This window comes from Streptomyces sp. NPDC059909 (genome assembly GCF_042730885.1).
Taxonomy (GTDB): domain Bacteria; phylum Actinomycetota; class Actinomycetes; order Streptomycetales; family Streptomycetaceae; genus Streptomyces.
The window spans coordinates 47,120-62,745 of sequence record NZ_JBHWKX010000018.1; the positions used below are offsets into that span (position 1 = coordinate 47,120).

Below are 15,626 nucleotides of genomic sequence, written 5' to 3' on the forward strand. Positions count from 1 at the left end.
GACGGCCGTTGCCACACACGGCTGCGGCCCCGCCCATGACAGGGGCAGGGCCGGGGCAGGGCCGCATTCGCTCTGGGATACCGGCTCATGGCGTCCCCTGAAAACAGGGGGGCGTCGGTGGTGAACATCGGAAGGTTGCCCGGCACGGCGGCACCTCAGTCCATGCTGCCGGGCTGAACGCAGGGAGCAGCGGCACACTGCCACACCGGGCCCCTAGAGGGGTCCACCTCTGTGATCTCAAGTCCGCCGCCCTTGCCGGGACGGTCCTTGCCCCACTTACCGTAGCCCCACTTTCCGGGACGGTCCTTGGTGGGGCGTTCCTCGCCCTCTGGGTTGACGTTGATGAGGCCATCGCTACTCCACCAGCCTGGGAGGGTGGACCGGTTGTCGGAACCTTCGTCGGCGGCTACGACCGTGTGCGATGTCTCCGGGGCGGCTGCGTAGGCGCTCGTAGGCAACACCGCGCCCCCCGCAGCTACGGCGGTCGCTGCGGCGAACATGGCGAATCGCTGCGTCCGAAAGGGGTGAGTCATGGGAGTTCTCCTCTGGCGAGTTGGGGATGGGCCGGCTCCGGCCGATGTGGAAGGGCCACTTGATTCGCGTGACCCCAAATCCAGTGAGCCCGGCGGCCGACTCCCGTCATGCCCCTGAATCACGTGACTTGACGGACGACAGCGGCCCTGCTCCCGCCTGCCCCGGAGACATGAGAGAGGGCCGACGGGTCGGTGGAAGTCGGCCCTCTCTGGCGTCGTTCCCGCCAGGCGGGTTACACACGGCTGCAACATCCATTCCTGGTGTCGCAGCCTGTCGGCGAAGCCGACCCCCTGAGGATCATGTCGCCGGAGGCCACTCCTCTAGATGATGTCCAGGGCGACTGTGGACGAGGCGTGGACGGCGAATCTGCGCGACGCGCGCTCGCCGACCTCCGCCGCAGGTCAGAGGATTGCCCACTGGGCCTGGGGGAGCAGGTTGGCCCTGAGCCGCCGGGCCTCCACCGCGGTCGAGCCGGCGGAGGGCCGGCCCGGCCAGGCGCACCCCCCACACGGGCGTCGTCACCGGCGGCCGGCCGGACAGCCCCGGGGCGAAGAGCGCCTGTTCAGTCGATGACGGCGGTGGCTTCGACCTCGACCAGGTGGTCGGGTACGTCCAGTGCCGCGACGCCCAGCAGCGAGGCAGGGGGTGTCGCGGTGACCCCCAGCTTCGCGGCCGCCCGACCGAGCCCCTCCATGAGCAGGGGCATCTTGTCGGGGGTCCAGTCGACGACGTAGACGGTCAGTTTCGCCACGTCGTCGAAGGAACCGCCGACCTCGGCCAGGGCGGTGCCGATGTTGAGGTAGCACTGCGCGACCTGAGCGGCGAGGTCGCCTTCGCCGACCGTGACACCGTCGACGTCCCAGGCGACCTGCCCGGCGATGAAGACCAGCTTCGACCCGGTCGCGATCGACACCTGCCGGTAGGCGTCGATTTCCGGCAATCCGTTGGGGTTCACCAGGGTGATGGCCATGCTGTCTGCCTCCATTACTGTGAGAGCCGCTCTCTTGCAGTTACTTGGAAACCGTAGGAGAGTAGCCGCTGACATGGAAGAACGCACTTTTCGGTGACTGGGGAACCTGATGGTGACCAAGCAGTACAGCGGCTCGCCCGAGGATGCGGACCTGAGGCGTGCGGACTCTCTGGCGCGGGAGATCTTCTCGGACGTCGCCAACAAGTGGGCGCTCCTGATCATCGAGTCCCTCGGTGAACGCACCCTGCGCTTCAGCGAGTTGCGGAACGAGATCGAGGGCGTCAGCCACAAGATGCTCACCCAGAACCTGCGCATGCTGGAGCGCTACGGTCTGATCGAGCGGACGGTGCACCCCGTCGTGCCGCCGCGGGTCGAGTACACCCTCACCCAGCCGGGCCAGGCCCTGCGGGTGACGATCGACGGACTGTGCGACTGGACCCACCAGTACCTCGGTCACATCGAGGCCTCCCGCCACCGCTTCGACGCCTGACGGGTTGAGGACTCGCTTGCCGTGCAGCCGCGAAGGAACGCACTCGCCGCCCCCAACGCGGGGGCCGGGGCGGTGTCCGCCATTGATGGAGGGGCGGTGTTCCGCGAGTGCGCTCCGTCGGTGGCCGGCTGACAGTTGATCTGCGCGGATGCCTGTGCGGGCTGGCCCTGAAGGTTCGCGGTGCGGCACGAACCAGTCCGTCCGGCGGGCGCTTGCGGCTAGCCAGGCCGTGTCGTTTGGATCATCGCGGGGCCGTTTCATCGGCTGCGTCACCTCGCCGCATGGTCGGCAGAAGCAACCCTTCCGGGTGTGCGGCGGTCCTACCAGGCGTCGTGCTCAGAGGGCAACCTCTGTCCATTCGTACTGGTAACCGGACTGGAAAGGGCGAACTCCATGGCGCTCGATCCCAACTTCTGTCTGGACGTTCCGGAGGGTTTCGACGACTCGGACGCTGAGACTGGGGTGCATCCCATGGCCAGGAAGCTGTTCCTCGCCACAACTGCCGCGGAAACCTTCAAGAAAGCCCATGAGTGGGTGCGGGAACAAAGAATCCGCCTGTCAGACGTGTCGTGGGACTACTTCCACGACGAGGACGAGCCCTACTGCCTGAGCATCTATTTCACCTTCGAGCTGGATCCCGAAGACCCCTGACCACGACTGTGCAGTTTCGTGTGTGAGGTTGTAGTCGTACCGCTCGGAAGCCTGTCCCTCTGCTGGGGCAATACGTGAGGGACATCGAACGGGCGTACTCCCTGTGCCCCTGGGCAGCCCTGGCGAGTGCAGAGCGCCCTGACATCATCGAGCGATGCCGACCGAGGAGGACGCGCGCCGGCTGATACCCGGGCTCTCCTCCAGGGCCCTGGCAGAGATCAACCGGATCGAGCGGCGCCGGTACCACCCCGGTGACGCGTACCGGGCGTTGGTGCGGTGGCGGGCGATGGCGTACAAGCCCGGGCCGTGGGTCATGTACGCGGCTCCGGAAGCGTCCGGCTGCGACTGCTGCGATCCCTTGTCGGGCGTCGATCCCCGAGCGTTGCTCGAGGAGCTGTGCTGCGGCCTCCCACGCCGTTCGGCACATGAACTCCGCGCTCTGCTCGAACCTCTCGACGAGCGCTTCCTCGCCCGCACGCTCAACGATCCGTTCGCCTCGCCCTGCGACCCGTGGTGGAGGCGTCGGCTGGAGTTCCCGTGAACGGGTGGGAACGGTGACCGTCCCGGTGCCCAGGTCGCCGGAGATGCCCCGCCGGGCGACCATGGAGGAACGAGGCGCGGCACACGGCACGCCTCGCGCGCACGCCCGACGCCGCACACCGGACGCAGGGGCTCGGGGCCGGTCCGCACAGGGGGTCTCTCGGCGGGAGATGCCAGTGGTGCACACCGACGTACTGATCGTGGGCGCCGGCCCGGTCGGGCTCACCGCGGCCGCGGAGCTCCGGCGATACGGCGTCGGCTGCCGCATCATCGACAAGCTCCCGGCGCGGCTGCCGTACGCGAAGGCCGTGGGAGTCCAGCCCAGAACCCTGGAGATCTGGGACCGGATGGGCCTGGTGCGCGCCGCCCTGGAGGCGGCCGTGCCGATGCGCGGGCAGCTGTTGTACGTCAACGGCGCCGAACAGGCACGCATCGATCTCCGGCTGCCGCCCGACGTCCCCTACGGCTTCGCCGCCCTGCCCCAGTACGAGACCGAGCGCATCATCGAGGAGCACCTGGCCCGATTCGGCACCCGGATCGAGCGCGGCACCGAACTGGTGTCGTTCACGCAGGACAACGACGGGGTTCTGAGCCGGCTCACCACCTCCTCCGGTGAGGGGCAGGAACTCCGGTCCCGCTTCCTCATCGGCTGCGACGGAGCGCACAGCATCGTCCGCAAGACGCTCGGGCTCACCTTCGAAGGCGGCGCGTTCCCCGACGAGTACATGCTCGCGGACGTGGAGGTCGACTGGAGTCTGCCGCAGGGGTACGGCGTACGTGCCATGCACCAGGGCGACGACGGAACCACCGACGACCTCCTGGTCTGCATCCCGCTGCCCGGACACTGCCGCTACCGGATGTCCATGCTGGTTCCGCCCGAGCTCTCCACCAAGGGGCAGGTGCCACAGGACGGCCGGGACGAGGTCGCGCACGGACTGGAAGGCGGCCGCGAACCCCGGCTCGAACACATCCAGGCGGTCCTCGACCGGCTCTCACCGCAGCCGACCACCGCCTCGGCCATGCGCTGGTCCTCGGTCTTCCGCATCAGCCACCGCATGGTCGACCGCTACGCGGACGGCCGGGTCTTCGTCGCCGGCGATGCCGCGCACATCCACCCGCCGACGGGCGCCCAGGGCATGAACACCGGCATCCAGGACGCCTGCAACCTGGCCTGGAAGCTCGCTCTCGCCGTGGCCGGCACCGCGCATCCCCGGCTGCTCGCCAGCTACGACGCCGAACGCCGGCCCGTCGGCGAGGAAGTCGTGGGCCGCACCGTCCGGCACGCGGCCGAAGGCATCCAGGCCGACCCGGACGAACCCGAGACGATCATGATGCGGGAAGCCCAACTCCTGGTCGCCTACCGGAACAGCCCCATCGTGGGACCGGGCACACCGGGGCAGGAAGGCCCCGGCGCCGGCGACCGGGCGCCCGACTGCGGCGGCCTCACCGGCACGATCGCCACCTTCCCCCTGCGCCTGTACGACCTGTTCCGCGACCGCGGCCACCTGCTGCTGCTCTACGCGGACACGGAGGAACCGGTGGCAGGATTCGACGAACTGGCAGCAACGGCATGGGACCTGACCCACGGACAGATGGACACCTGTGTCGTCATCGCCCCCGACGTGGGCGCTGACGGGGTGCAGCTGCCGGTCTGCCGGGACAGCCGAGGAGAGTTCCGGCGCGTCTACCAGGCCGATGGCCCCACGGCGCTCCTGGTGCGTCCCGACGGTTACCTGGGCGCCCGGCTCACCCCTGCGGCCGCCCCCGAGCTGACCGCTCACCTCGCGGGCGTCTTCCGCGCCTGACCGCCGCCGTACCTGACCGCCGCATGCCCCCTGGGCCCAGCGCCCAGGGCTCAGGGCTCAGTCGGCGAGGCGGAAGGCCAGTTCCATCTCCCACTTGTTCATGTCCGGCTCGATCCGGGGGTCCGTCAGATAGGACTCGATGCGGCAGCCCCAGCGCTCCACGCCGCCGGCATCGGTGATCACGTCCCACTTCAGGCCCGCGGCCGTCCCCCACTCACGCAGCCGGGTGATGGTGTCGAACAGGCCGTCGGGGTGGCCGACATGGCGGAGGGTCGCGTAGCGGCCCGCGGGGAGGACGCCCACGATGATGTCGCCCTCGGGTTCGGGCGGATCGGCGACCGGGACGCCCGCCTCGACCTCCGACTCGCCCTCCATGTCGATGGCGTAGAAGCGGAAGAACGGGGCTCCGGCGATGGGGGTGTCATGGGAGGCGAGCCAGCCGATGATTTCGGGGAGGCGGTCGGCGATGACGCTGAAGGCGTCCATGCGGACGGATCTCCTGGCGCCGACGTAGGTCTGCTCGGGGCGCTCCACGACGGTGGGTTCGGGCTGCTGCATCTGGTGCCTCGTTACGTTCATGACGGCAAGGACCGTGTCCGTGACCGGAATTCATCGGTCATCCGGTCATCCGGCCATCGGTCGTCAGCCGTCGGTCATCGGCCATCGTCGTCGGTCGTCGGTCGTCGGGCATCGGTCAATGGCGTGGTCAGTTCCCCGCGATGGCCTTCACCGCGACCGCCACCGGCACCGATCCACTGATCAGCTCCAGTGTCAGTCCGGCCGTTGCCGGCGTCTCGATGAGCTCCGCGACGACCGCAGCGACATCGTCGCGGGGCACAGGACCCCGCCCCGTCCTGGCCTCCAGACGGACCAGGCCCGTCCCGGCGTCGTTCGTCAGCATCCCCGGACGCAGGATCGTCCAGTCCAGCCCGCTCTTGGTCCGTACGTACGCGTCCGCCGCGCCTTTCGCCCGCAGATACACGTCGAAGACGTCGTCACCCTTGTGGTCCGGGTCCGCGCCCATCGACGAGATGACGATGTACCGGCGGGTGCCCGTGCGTTCGGCCGCGTCCGCGAAGAGCACCGCCGCGCCGCGGTCCACCGTGTCCTTGCGGGCGGCGCCGCTGCCCGGGCCCGCACCCGCCGCGAAGACCGCGGCGTCCGCGCCCTGCAGGACCGCGGCCACCTGCTCCACCGAGGCCGACTCGAGGTCCAGCAGGACCGGCTCGGCGCCGGCGGCCCGGAGGTCGCTGTCCTGTTCAGGATTGCGGACGATGCCGGCGACCTCGTGCCCCGCGGCGGAGAGCAGCCGCTCGAGGCGCAGCGCGATCTGACCATGTCCTCCAGCGATGACAATGCGCATGCTCACGACCGTACGCCGGTCCCGTGCGCCTCGCTCGCGACACCCACGCTCAGGCCCCGGATCCGGTCACGGCCGCTGTTCGGCCGTGTGCGACCTGGTGGCCTCCGGGTCCAGCCCCGCGGGCCACTCATGGTCCCGGTCGCGCCCAGGTCCGGCCCCGGTCGCGTCGACGCCCGTCCGGGCCCCGGCCAACGTCACGGCCCGGGCGCAGGCCACCGTCACGGCCCCGCATCCGGCCGTCCTTGGCGCGGCAGTTCGAGCGCGAAGGCCGCCGCCGAGTCGCAGTACTCCCGTACGGCGCTCGTCCGCGCCACCACCCGCCCCCGGTGCACGACGATCCTGCTGTACGCGAGCGACAGCACGCCCGCCAGCTCCTCCCCGCGCACGGCAAGCAGTTCGGCCGGGAAGCCCGCCTCCACCCGCACCTCGGGGAGGCCCATCGCCGCCCGCGCCGCCGCGCTGACGGCCTCGTACGCGTCCGGGACGCGCAGCCCGCCCTGCGAGGCCAGCAGGAAAGCGGCCTCCAGCGGGTCCCCGCGGCCCACCGGGTTCGCCACGTCGCGCATCGCCCCGCTGCCCGCGGCGACCCGCACCCCGGCCGACCGCAGCAGCCGCACCGGCGCGCTTCCGCGCAGCTCCGCGCCGCCGCAGCCGCCCTGGGGCAGGCAGACCACCGTCACGCCCGCCGCGGCCAGCTGGTCCGCCGTGCGGGATGCGAGCTCGGCGGGCAGCCGGGCGAGACCCGCGCACGGGCCGATCGACACGCCGGGCCGCAGCCCGCCCGCCATGGCGGCGAGCCGGGCGAGGCGCGCCGGATCGTCGCCGTCGGTGTGGAGATCGACGGGGCAGCCGTGCTCGGCGGCCACTTCGAGGACCGCCTCCACGTACCCCGTCGGGTCCGGGTCCAGGTCCGGGCAGCCGCCCACCACGGCCGCGCCCATCTTCACCGCGTCGCGCAGCATCGCGAGCCCGTCGGCCCCGGCCACGCCCGTGAGCAGCCGCGGCACGGCGACCGCGTTCAACTCGGCCAGCCCGCGCAGCGCACGACCTGCCTGCAGCACCGCCTCCAGATGGCCGAGACCGTGCACGTCCCCGATTCGTACGTGCGTGCGCAGCGTCGTCGCGCCGTGCCCGAGCTGCAGCAGCGCGGCCTCGGTGGCGCGCCGCTGGACGTCCTCGACGGCGTACGACACGGGGCCCTCGGCCGCCGGCGCCGTGAGCGCCGTGTCGCTGTGGGCGTGCGGCTCGGCGGGGGCGGCCAGCAGCAGGAAGCCGTTCAGGTCCACCCGCGCGGAGTGTGCGGTGAGGCTTCCGGCGGTGCCGACGGCCTCGATACGGCCGCCGCTGAGCCGTACGTCGACCGTGCGGCCGTCGGTGAGGCGGGCGCCGCACAGGAGCAGGGCGGTGGTGTCGGCGGTGGCGCCGTCGGGCGGCTGCGCCTGGCTGTCGGGCATCGCGCTCCTGAAGGGGCGGGGGCGAGCGGCCTGGACCTCGACCGGGTCCGGCCTGCGGACGATCAAGATCACCCGGCGTGGTCGAGCCTAGGGGCGCTCGGACCGCGCTTCGAGGAGGAGCGCAATAGTCGTACCGGTGTGACCACGAGTGGCGTACGGGACGGGCGTGGCGGTGCGTCGTCATGCACGCTGCACCCGCGCTGCACCCGCGCCGCACGTACGCCCCCGAAGGTGGCGAACGTGCCCCGTAAACGGATTTGGGCGATCGGCGGGCGACCGTGTAATGTCTTCATCGCTCGCCCCAATAGCTCAGTCGGCAGAGCGTCTCCATGGTAAGGAGAAGGTCTACGGTTCGATTCCGTATTGGGGCTCTGGTGCTGGAAGATCCTCGCCTTCGGGTGAGGTGATCCCACATCAAAGCGGTGTAGCTCAGTCGGTAGAGCAAGCGGCTCATAATCGCTGTGTCACCGGTTCAAGTCCGGTCACCGCTACACACAGTAGCCGATTGTGGGGTCGGTCCTTCGATCGGCTACTCTTTCTTGCGTTCATCTGTCCATCCGTCCGTCATAGGAGCACTCACGTGGCTGCCACCGACGTCCGCCCGAAGATCACGCTGGCCTGCGTGGAGTGCAAGGAGCGGAACTACATCACCAAGAAGAACCGGCGTAACAACCCGGACCGTCTTGAGATGAAGAAGCACTGCCCGCGCTGCAACCAGCACACGGCGCACCGCGAGACGCGCTGAATCAGGCTCGTATGCGAGGCCGCCCCCATCGCGGGGGCGGCCTCGTGTCGTTTGTTCCGACTGGGGGTCCGGGGGGCATCCCCCGGAAAGCACAGCACCGGCAAGGCAAGAAATCCAGGAGGTACCGAGTCCATGGCGCTCGACCAGTCCTTCGTCGGGCGGACCTATCCGCCCACCGCGCCGTACGAGGTCGGCCGGGAAAAGATCAGGGAGTTCGCGGAGGCGGTGGGCGACGCGAATCCCGCGTACACCGATCCCGATGCCGCCAAGCAGCTCGGGCACTCCGATGTGATCGCCCCGCCGACCTTTGTGTTCGCGATCACATTCAAGGCCGCGGAGCAGGTCGTCGCCGACCCGCAACTGGGCCTGGACTACAGCCGTGTGGTGCACGGCGACCAGAAGTTCGCGTACACCCGTCCGGTGCGGGCCGGGGACCGGCTCACGGTCACCTCGACCATCGAGGCGATCAAGTCCCTCGCGGGCAACGACATCCTGGACATCCGCGGTGAGGTGCACGACGAGGCGGGCGAGCACGTCGTGACCGCGTGGACCAAGCTCGTGGCGCGCGGCGCCGAGGAGGCCTGATCGTGATGGCGGCGAAGATCGCATACGCGGACGTCGAGGTCGGCACCGAGCTGCCGGCGCAGAGCTTCCCGGTGACCCGGGCGACGCTCGTGCAGTACGCGGGTGCCTCCGGTGACTTCAACCCGATCCACTGGAACGAGAAGTTCGCCAAGGAGGTCGGGCTGCCGGACGTCATCGCGCACGGCATGTTCACGATGGCCGAGGCGGCGCGGGTCGTGACCGACTGGTTGGGCGACCCGGGTGCGGTCGTCGAGTACGGGGTCCGGTTCACGAAGCCGGTGGTCGTGCCGAACGACGACAAGGGCGCGGTCATCGAGGTCAGCGGCAAGGTCGCGGCGAAGCTGGACGACAACCAGGTGCGGGTCGACCTGACGGCGATGTCGGCCGGACAGAAGGTGCTCGGGATGTCGCGGGCGGTCGTACGGCTCGCCTGACGCGCACGACCGCGAGCCGAGCGCGTGATGGGTGATGCGGGCGTGAGCCCGCGCACACCCGGGTCCGGACCGCCCCGGCCCGTCCTGGGCCGGGGCGGCCCGGACCGTACTCTTGTCCCCGTGCAGGAACTCCATGACGCTCCCCTCGCCCCGCTGACCACCTTCCGCCTGGGCGGACCGGCCACGCGCCTCGTCACCGCCACCACCGACGACGAGGTGGTCGCGGTCGTCCGCGAGGCGGACGCTGCCGGTACGCCGCTGCTGCTGATCGGCGGCGGGAGCAACCTCGTCATCGGTGACAAGGGGTTCGACGGGACGGCACTGCGCATCGCCACCACCGGGTTCCGGCTCGACGGTACGAAGCTGGAGCTCGCCGCTGGCGAGGTGTGGACCGACGCCGTGGCCCGGACCGTGGAGGCGGGCCTCGCCGGCCTGGAGTGCCTGTCCGGCATCCCCGGCTCGGCCGGCGCGACGCCGATCCAGAACGTCGGGGCGTACGGCCAGGAGGTGTCCAGCACCCTCACCGAGGTCGTGGCGTACGACCGCCGCAGCGGGGAGACGGTGACCGTCCCGAACGGCGAGTGCGGCTTCTCGTACCGGCACAGCCGTTTCAAAGCCGAGCCGGACCGCTATGTCGTGCTGCGCGTCCGGTTCGAGCTGGAGGATGCGGGGGGCATGTCCGCGCCGATCAAGTACCCCGAGACCGCCCGTGCGCTCGGTGTCGAGGCGGGGGACCGGGTCCCGGCGGACGTCGCGCGCGAGGCGGTGCTGAAGCTGCGCGCGGGCAAGGGCATGGTCCTGGACCCAGAGGACCATGACACCTGGTCGGCCGGGTCGTTCTTCACCAACCCGATCCTGACGGCCGCCGCGTACGAGGACTTCCTCGGCCGCGTGCGCGACCGCCTCGGCGACGGCGTCACGCCGCCCGCGTATCCCGCGGGCGACGGGCACACCAAGACCTCCGCCGCCTGGCTCATCGACAAGGCGGGCTTCACCAAGGGGTACGGCGAGGGCCCGGCCCGTATCTCCACCAAGCACACCCTCGCCCTGACCAACCGGGGCGGGGCCACCACCGAGGACCTCCTCGCGCTCGCCCGCGAGGTCGTCGCGGGCGTCCGCGACGCCTTCGGGATCACCCTCGTCAACGAGCCGGTGACGGTCGGCGTGAGCCTGTAGCGGCGGGCCGGCAGCCACTGCGAGCTCAGGAGGCCACCACGGCCTCGACGGGCCACGGCGAACCCAGCCCCAGCAAGCTCACCGCGAGCTCAGTAGGCCACCGCGACCGGCTGCTTCACCGTGGCCGCGTCGTCCACCATCGCGAGCATCGCGTGCGCGACGTCCGCGCGCGAGATCTTCGCCCCGCCGCGCAGGCTCGTGCCGATCGCCGTGCGGTAGCGCCCGGTCAGCGGGCCGTCGGTCAGCCGCGGCGGCCGCACCGACGTCCAGTCCGTCGCGCTGTCGCGCATGTCCGCCTCCATGATCCGCAGGTCGTCGTAGTGCTTGCGCAGCACACGCGACACGAGCGGCGTCCCGATGTAGCGCAGGAAGAACGTCTCGTTCTCCGGTACGGGACCCAGCGGCGCCGCGCTCACCGCCAGGAAGCGCCGCGTCCCCTCCGCCTCCATGGCCCGCAGGACCGGGCGGGTGAGGCGGGAGGCGACGCCGACCTGCTTCGTGCTGCGCGGCCCGAGGCCCGAGAGGACCGCATCCCGGCCCGCGACCGACCGCCGCAGCGCCTCCGGGTCGTCGAAGCGGACCGTGGGGACCTCCAGCCCCGCGCCGGTGACCGGCAGCCGCGCCGGGTCCCGGACCACCGCCGTGACCTCGTGGCCCGCGGCCAGGGCCTGCCGGACGATCTCCTGGCCGATACCGCCGGTCGCACCGAAAACCGTGAGCTTCATGGTGATGATCCCTCTCCGCCAGGGTGGTGAGTACTTACTCACCACTAGAGTGAGTAAGTACTCACCCACCCGTCAAGCCCGGAGGGAACGCCCATGCAGAAGCCGGCCCGCGAGCGCATCCTCGACGCCGCCCACGAGCTGATGCTCACCGTCGGCCTGGCCCGCGCGACCACCAAGGCCATCGCCGCGTCCGCCGACTGCTCCGAGGCCGCGCTCTACAAGCACTTCGCGAGCAAGGAGGACCTGTTCGTGAGCGTGCTGCGGGAACGGCTGCCCAGGCTCGCCCCGCTGCTGGAACGGCTCGTCGTCACCGACCCGGGGGAGCGGACCGTCGAGGAGAACCTCACCGAGATCGCCCGCCAGGCCGCACTCTTCTACGCCGAGAGCTTCCCGATCGGTGCCTCGCTCTACGCCGAGACCAAGCTGAAGGCCCGCCACGACGACGCCATGCGCGAGATGGGCGTGGGACCGCACACGCCGATCGAAGGCCTCGACGCCTATCTGCGCGCCGAGCGGGAAGCGGGCCGCATCGACCCCGGCGCGGACACCTTCGCCGCGGCCTCCCTGCTGCTCGGTGCCTGCGCCCAGCGGGCCTTCGCCTACGACGCGACCGTCGGCAAGCAGCCCCCGCAGTCCGTCGACGCCTTCGCCGCGGCCCTCGCCCGCACGCTGCTGCGCGGAATCTCCGTTGAGGCGGGGCCGCGCTGAGCGTCATCCTGGGGACCATGTCCGCCAACCTGTCCGGCCTCATATGCGGCTGAGGCTCTACGAGTTCGGACCGCGCACCGGCCCGCACACGTACCGGATCGTGCAGCCCCGGCATCCCCTCCGGCACACGACGCTGAACGACCCCCTGCACGACAGATGGGGATATCTGCTCGGCGACCACGACGGGCTGTCCCGGCTCGCGGGACTGTTCGCCTTCGCCGCGTTCTCACGCCACACGGTGGTGCGCGTGCCGCTGCGCGAGAGCCTGCCGAGGACGTTCTTCCCGGGTGTTCCGGTCGACATCGTCCTCGTCCACCACTTACTCGGCCTGCGGCCCTCCCGCCGGCCCGGGCTCCGCGCCGGACTACGCCGCGGCACACCGCTGACGGTCCGGACGGACGAGCGTCGCACCGCGGCCCACGCCGCCGCCTGGCGGAAGGAAGGGGAGGACCGCAACTGGCGCAGCTCCCAGTGGCTGCGCCCGGCCGTCCACGCACGCACCCTGTTCCTCTTCGGCAGCCGCGACGTCTTCGCCGAGGCCGCCACCTGCTTCGAGGAGGCGGCGGGCTACGGTCCCCTGTCGAAGCATGCGGCGAAGGGCCTCGACGTCCTCGGGTCCTCCCTCAGCCCACTGTTCGAGCCCGACCACCGCTGGGACCGGCCGGAACTGGACATCGGCTTCCAGGCATATCCGCCCTACCGCCACTTCAGGCCACCGGGCCGGCCAGCCAGTCGTCGATCCCGGACAGCAGCTTCCCCCTGATGTCCTCCGGCGCCGCGGAGCCGCGCACGGACTGACGGGCCAGTTCCGCCAGCTCGGCGTCCGTGAAGCCGTGATGGCGCCGCGCGAGCTCGTACTGGGCCGCCAGCCGGGAGCCGAACAGCAGCGGGTCGTCCGCTCCCAGCGCCATGGGTACGCCGGCGTCCCACAGTGTCCGCAGCGGAACGTCCTCGGGTTTCTCGTACACCCCCAGCGCCACGTTCGACGCCGGGCACACCTCGCACGTCACCCCGCGCTCGGCCAGCTTGCGCAGCAGCCGCGGATCCTCCGCCGCCCGCACGCCGTGCCCGATCCGCGAGGCGTGCAGATCGTCCAGGCAGTCCCGGACGGAGGAGGGCCCGGTCAGCTCGCCGCCGTGCGGGGCCGCCAGCAGTCCCCCCTCCCGCGCGATCGCGAACGCCCGGTCGAAGTCCCGGGCCATCCCCCGCCGCTCGTCGTTGGAGAGCCCGAAGCCGACCACGCCCCGGTCCGCGTACCGCACCGCCAGCCGTGCCAGCGTGCGCGCGTCCAGGGGGTGCTTCATACGGTTGGCGGCGACCACGACCCGGATCCCGAGGCCGGTCTCGCGCGCCGCGCCGTCCACGGCGTCGAGGATGACGTCGAGCGCGGGGATCAGCCCACCCAGCATCGGCGCGTACGACGTCGGGTCGACTTGGATCTCCAGCCAGCCGGAACCGTCCTCGACGTCCTCCTGGGCCGCCTCCCGGACCAGCCTCTGGATGTCCTCGGGCGCCCGCAGGCAGGAGCGCGCGATGTCGTACAGCCGCTGGAACCGGAACCAGCCCCGCTCGTCCGTCGCCCGCAGTTTCGGCGGTTCGCCGCTGGTCAGCGCGTCGGGGAGATGGACGCCGTACTTGTCGGCGAGTTCGAGCAGAGTCGTGGGCCGCATCGACCCGGTGAAGTGCAGATGCAGATGAGCCTTGGGCAGCAGTTTGAGGTCGCGGACCGCCTCCATGCACCCTCCGTAACGGGTCGGCTCCGCGCTGTGCCGTGAGGTGCCGGGCAGGGCTTGTCCGTCATGAGGCCGCGCGAGCGGACGAGTGAGAAGCCCCTCCGGGGGAGGAGTCACTGCAGGATCTTGCCGCATGAATCCTGCCTCAGGCAGCGGGTTATCCGAACGAGCGCGTGCCTGAACGCACAAGCGGGCCTCCGGTCTCGCCGGAGGCCCGCTTGTGCACGAAGCGTCGTCAGTCGCGCGCTTCCGCGAGCAGCTTCTGCATGCGCGAGACACCCTCGACCAGGTCCTCGTCGCCGAGCGCGTACGACAGCCGCAGATAGCCCGGCGTGCCGAAGGCCTCGCCCGGGACGACCGCGACCTCGGCCTCGTCCAGGATCAGCGCCGCCAGCTCGACTGAGGTGGCGGGGCGCTTGCCGCGGATCTCCTTGCCCAGCAGACCCTTCACCGACGGGTACGCGTAGAACGCGCCCTCGGGGGTCGGGCAGACCACGCCGTCGATCTCGTTCAGCATCTTCACGATCGTCTGGCGGCGGCGGTCGAAGGCCTTGCGCATCTCCGCCACGGCGTCCAGGTCGCCGGAGACGGCGGCCAGGGCGGCGACCTGCGCCACGTTCGACACGTTGGAGGTGGCGTGCGATTGCAGGTTGGTCGCGGCCTTCACCACGTCCTTGGGGGCGATGAGCCACCCGACCCGCCAGCCGGTCATCGCGTACGTCTTGGCGACACCGTTGACGACGATGCACTTGTCGCGCAGCGCCGGGACGAGCTGGGGGAGCGAGGAGAATGTCGCGTCGCCGTAGACCAGGTGCTCGTAGATCTCGTCCGTCAGCACCCACAGACCGTGCTCGGCGGCCCACTCACCGATCGCACGGGCGTCGGCCTCGCTGTAGACCGCGCCGGTCGGGTTGGACGGGGAGACGAAGAGGACGACCTTGGTCCGCTCCGTGCGCGCGGCCTCCAGTTGCTCCACCGACACCCGGTAACCGGTGGTCTCGTCGGCGACGACATCCACCGGGACGCCGCCCGCGAGGCGGATCGACTCGGGGTACGTGGTCCAGTAGGGCGCCGGGACGATGACCTCGTCACCTGGGTCCAGGATCGCGGCGAAGGCCTCGTAGATCGCCTGCTTGCCGCCGTTGGTCACCAGCACCTGGGCGGGGTCGACCTCGTAGCCGGAGTCGCGGAGAGTCTTCTCGGCGATGGCCTTCTTCAGCTCGGGGAGACCGCCCGCCGGCGTGTAGCGGTGGTACTTGGGGTTCTTGCAGGCCTCGATCGCGGCCTCGACGATGTAGCCGGGCGTCGGGAAGTCGGGCTCGCCCGCGCCGAAGCCGATCACCGGGCGGCCGGCGGCCTTGAGGGCCTTGGCCTTGGCGTCGACGGCGAGGGTCGCGGACTCGGAGATCGCGCCGATGCGGGCGGAGACCCGGCGCTCGGTGGGAGGAGTTGCAGCGCTCATACGGCCATGCTCCCAGACCCGGGACGCCCCGGGCGCAAGGGTTTCGCGGAGCGGACAGGAGCCGTACGGAAGCCGCACAGGCGTCCGACCGCGGCTGGACGGAACTGACGGCGGATGGCGGACGGGACCCTGACGGAACCCGACAGAACACCGGCGGAACACGGACCGGAACCGCCGTGAAGCTATCTGTTCGACGCACGGCTGCTGACCACGTACACTCTTGGCTCGTTGGCCCTCACCGACCACCTCCA

General features: G+C 70.8%; 17 protein-coding genes and 2 tRNA genes. 12 read left to right on the forward strand and 7 right to left on the reverse strand.

The window, feature by feature from the left end:
* Positions 1 to 1,096: 1,096 nt before the first annotated feature.
* Positions 1,097 to 1,504 (reverse strand): RidA family protein, encoded by a 408-nt coding sequence (locus tag ACFV9O_RS15055; protein WP_385417269.1) that lies wholly within the window; start codon positions 1,502 to 1,504, stop codon positions 1,097 to 1,099.
* A gap of 109 nt (positions 1,505 to 1,613) precedes the next feature.
* Here ACFV9O_RS15055 and ACFV9O_RS15060 point away from each other — a divergent pair, with 109 nt between their 5' ends.
* The 4 genes from ACFV9O_RS15060 (at position 1,614) to ACFV9O_RS15075 (ending at position 4,990) form a co-directional block, all read left to right on the forward strand.
* Entirely contained in the window at positions 1,614 to 1,994 is a 381-nt protein-coding gene (locus ACFV9O_RS15060; protein WP_385417272.1) for a winged helix-turn-helix transcriptional regulator, read from the forward strand.
* Positions 1,995 to 2,387: 393 nt separating this feature from the next.
* A complete protein-coding gene (locus ACFV9O_RS15065; protein ID WP_385417275.1) occupies positions 2,388 to 2,645 on the forward strand; it encodes a hypothetical protein in 258 nt (85 codons plus the stop codon).
* A 154-nt stretch (positions 2,646 to 2,799) separates the two neighbouring features.
* On the forward strand, positions 2,800 to 3,186 hold the full coding sequence (locus tag ACFV9O_RS15070) for a hypothetical protein (RefSeq protein WP_385417277.1): 387 nt from the start codon (positions 2,800 to 2,802) through the stop codon (positions 3,184 to 3,186).
* 169 nt (positions 3,187 to 3,355) lie between these two features.
* Positions 3,356 to 4,990 (forward strand): FAD-dependent monooxygenase, encoded by a 1,635-nt coding sequence (locus ACFV9O_RS15075; RefSeq protein ID WP_385417280.1) that lies wholly within the window; start codon positions 3,356 to 3,358, stop codon positions 4,988 to 4,990.
* Positions 4,991 to 5,047: 57 nt separating this feature from the next.
* Here ACFV9O_RS15075 and ACFV9O_RS15080 read toward each other — a convergent pair whose 3' ends face one another.
* The 3 genes from ACFV9O_RS15080 to ACFV9O_RS15090 form a co-directional block, all read right to left on the reverse strand.
* Positions 5,048 to 5,569: a GyrI-like domain-containing protein gene (locus tag ACFV9O_RS15080; protein ID WP_385417282.1), complete on the reverse strand. Its 522-nt coding sequence runs from the start codon at positions 5,567 to 5,569 to the stop codon at positions 5,048 to 5,050.
* Between the two features lie 127 nt (positions 5,570 to 5,696).
* Positions 5,697 to 6,353 carry an SDR family oxidoreductase gene (locus ACFV9O_RS15085; protein WP_385417284.1) on the reverse strand — a complete coding sequence of 219 codons (657 nt, stop codon included), beginning with the start codon at positions 6,351 to 6,353 and terminating at the stop codon, positions 5,697 to 5,699.
* 218 nt (positions 6,354 to 6,571) lie between these two features.
* Positions 6,572 to 7,807: an amidohydrolase family protein gene (locus tag ACFV9O_RS15090; RefSeq protein WP_385417286.1), complete on the reverse strand. Its 1,236-nt coding sequence runs from the start codon at positions 7,805 to 7,807 to the stop codon at positions 6,572 to 6,574.
* Between the two features lie 298 nt (positions 7,808 to 8,105).
* On the opposite strand from ACFV9O_RS15090, the gene ACFV9O_RS15095 reads away from it, so the two are divergent.
* The 6 genes from ACFV9O_RS15095 to ACFV9O_RS15120 all read left to right on the forward strand — a co-directional run bounded on the left by ACFV9O_RS15095 (position 8,106) and on the right by ACFV9O_RS15120 (position 10,747).
* Positions 8,106 to 8,178, forward strand: a tRNA-Thr gene (locus ACFV9O_RS15095).
* 47 nt (positions 8,179 to 8,225) lie between these two features.
* Positions 8,226 to 8,298: transfer RNA gene (locus ACFV9O_RS15100), tRNA-Met, on the forward strand.
* A gap of 89 nt (positions 8,299 to 8,387) precedes the next feature.
* A complete protein-coding gene (gene rpmG, locus ACFV9O_RS15105; protein ID WP_028427720.1) occupies positions 8,388 to 8,552 on the forward strand; it encodes a 50S ribosomal protein L33 in 165 nt (54 codons plus the stop codon).
* Between the two features lie 132 nt (positions 8,553 to 8,684).
* On the forward strand, positions 8,685 to 9,137 hold the full coding sequence (locus ACFV9O_RS15110) for a MaoC family dehydratase N-terminal domain-containing protein (protein ID WP_385417290.1): 453 nt from the start codon (positions 8,685 to 8,687) through the stop codon (positions 9,135 to 9,137).
* A 5-nt stretch (positions 9,138 to 9,142) separates the two neighbouring features.
* Positions 9,143 to 9,571, forward strand: a complete 429-nt coding sequence (locus ACFV9O_RS15115) for a MaoC family dehydratase (RefSeq protein ID WP_385417291.1) — start codon at positions 9,143 to 9,145, stop codon at positions 9,569 to 9,571.
* A 120-nt stretch (positions 9,572 to 9,691) separates the two neighbouring features.
* Positions 9,692 to 10,747, forward strand: coding sequence for a UDP-N-acetylmuramate dehydrogenase (locus ACFV9O_RS15120; protein ID WP_385417294.1), 1,056 nt, complete (start codon positions 9,692 to 9,694; stop codon positions 10,745 to 10,747).
* An 89-nt stretch (positions 10,748 to 10,836) separates the two neighbouring features.
* On the opposite strand, the gene ACFV9O_RS15125 is transcribed toward ACFV9O_RS15120, so the two are convergent.
* Positions 10,837 to 11,472 (reverse strand): NAD(P)-dependent oxidoreductase, encoded by a 636-nt coding sequence (locus tag ACFV9O_RS15125; RefSeq protein ID WP_385417297.1) that lies wholly within the window; start codon positions 11,470 to 11,472, stop codon positions 10,837 to 10,839.
* A 93-nt stretch (positions 11,473 to 11,565) separates the two neighbouring features.
* On the opposite strand from ACFV9O_RS15125, the gene ACFV9O_RS15130 reads away from it, so the two are divergent.
* Both ACFV9O_RS15130 and ACFV9O_RS15135 read left to right on the forward strand, forming a co-directional pair.
* Positions 11,566 to 12,180, forward strand: a complete 615-nt coding sequence (locus ACFV9O_RS15130) for a TetR/AcrR family transcriptional regulator (RefSeq protein ID WP_385417299.1) — start codon at positions 11,566 to 11,568, stop codon at positions 12,178 to 12,180.
* A 43-nt stretch (positions 12,181 to 12,223) separates the two neighbouring features.
* Positions 12,224 to 12,943 (forward strand): hypothetical protein, encoded by a 720-nt coding sequence (locus ACFV9O_RS15135; RefSeq protein ID WP_385417302.1) that lies wholly within the window; start codon positions 12,224 to 12,226, stop codon positions 12,941 to 12,943.
* On the opposite strand, the gene ACFV9O_RS15140 is transcribed toward ACFV9O_RS15135, so the two are convergent.
* Together ACFV9O_RS15140 and ACFV9O_RS15145 are read right to left on the reverse strand one after the other, a co-directional pair.
* On the reverse strand, positions 12,888 to 13,916 hold the full coding sequence (locus ACFV9O_RS15140; protein WP_385417305.1) for an adenosine deaminase: 1,029 nt from the start codon (positions 13,914 to 13,916) through the stop codon (positions 12,888 to 12,890). The two genes, ACFV9O_RS15135 and ACFV9O_RS15140, sit on opposite strands and share 56 nt — an antisense overlap.
* A 232-nt stretch (positions 13,917 to 14,148) precedes the next feature.
* The gene (locus tag ACFV9O_RS15145) at positions 14,149 to 15,375 is read right to left on the reverse strand and encodes a pyridoxal phosphate-dependent aminotransferase (protein ID WP_385417307.1); all 1,227 of its coding nucleotides are present in this window, start codon (positions 15,373 to 15,375) and stop codon (positions 14,149 to 14,151) included.
* Positions 15,376 to 15,626 lie beyond the last annotated feature (251 nt).

Excerpts from the sequence above, each read along its gene's own strand:
- ACFV9O_RS15080 (WP_385417282.1), bottom strand. The coding sequence starts at position 5,569 with ATGAACGTAACGAGGCACCAGATGCAGCAGCCCGAACCCACCGTCGTG.
- ACFV9O_RS15070 (WP_385417277.1), top strand. The coding sequence starts at position 2,800 with ATGCCGACCGAGGAGGACGCGCGCCGGCTGATACCCGGGCTCTCCTCC.
- ACFV9O_RS15055 (WP_385417269.1), bottom strand. The coding sequence starts at position 1,504 with ATGGCCATCACCCTGGTGAACCCCAACGGATTGCCGGAAATCGACGCC.
- ACFV9O_RS15090 (WP_385417286.1), bottom strand. The coding sequence starts at position 7,807 with ATGCCCGACAGCCAGGCGCAGCCGCCCGACGGCGCCACCGCCGACACC.
- ACFV9O_RS15140 (WP_385417305.1), bottom strand. The coding sequence starts at position 13,916 with ATGGAGGCGGTCCGCGACCTCAAACTGCTGCCCAAGGCTCATCTGCAT.
- ACFV9O_RS15135 (WP_385417302.1), top strand. The coding sequence starts at position 12,224 with ATGCGGCTGAGGCTCTACGAGTTCGGACCGCGCACCGGCCCGCACACG.
- ACFV9O_RS15115 (WP_385417291.1), top strand. The coding sequence starts at position 9,143 with ATGGCGGCGAAGATCGCATACGCGGACGTCGAGGTCGGCACCGAGCTG.
- ACFV9O_RS15110 (WP_385417290.1), top strand. The coding sequence starts at position 8,685 with ATGGCGCTCGACCAGTCCTTCGTCGGGCGGACCTATCCGCCCACCGCG.
- ACFV9O_RS15125 (WP_385417297.1), bottom strand. The coding sequence starts at position 11,472 with ATGAAGCTCACGGTTTTCGGTGCGACCGGCGGTATCGGCCAGGAGATC.
- ACFV9O_RS15065 (WP_385417275.1), top strand. The coding sequence starts at position 2,388 with ATGGCGCTCGATCCCAACTTCTGTCTGGACGTTCCGGAGGGTTTCGAC.
- ACFV9O_RS15060 (WP_385417272.1), top strand. The coding sequence starts at position 1,614 with ATGGTGACCAAGCAGTACAGCGGCTCGCCCGAGGATGCGGACCTGAGG.
- ACFV9O_RS15085 (WP_385417284.1), bottom strand. The coding sequence starts at position 6,353 with ATGCGCATTGTCATCGCTGGAGGACATGGTCAGATCGCGCTGCGCCTC.
- ACFV9O_RS15130 (WP_385417299.1), top strand. The coding sequence starts at position 11,566 with ATGCAGAAGCCGGCCCGCGAGCGCATCCTCGACGCCGCCCACGAGCTG.
- ACFV9O_RS15075 (WP_385417280.1), top strand. The coding sequence starts at position 3,356 with ATGCCAGTGGTGCACACCGACGTACTGATCGTGGGCGCCGGCCCGGTC.
- ACFV9O_RS15145 (WP_385417307.1), bottom strand. The coding sequence starts at position 15,375 with ATGAGCGCTGCAACTCCTCCCACCGAGCGCCGGGTCTCCGCCCGCATC.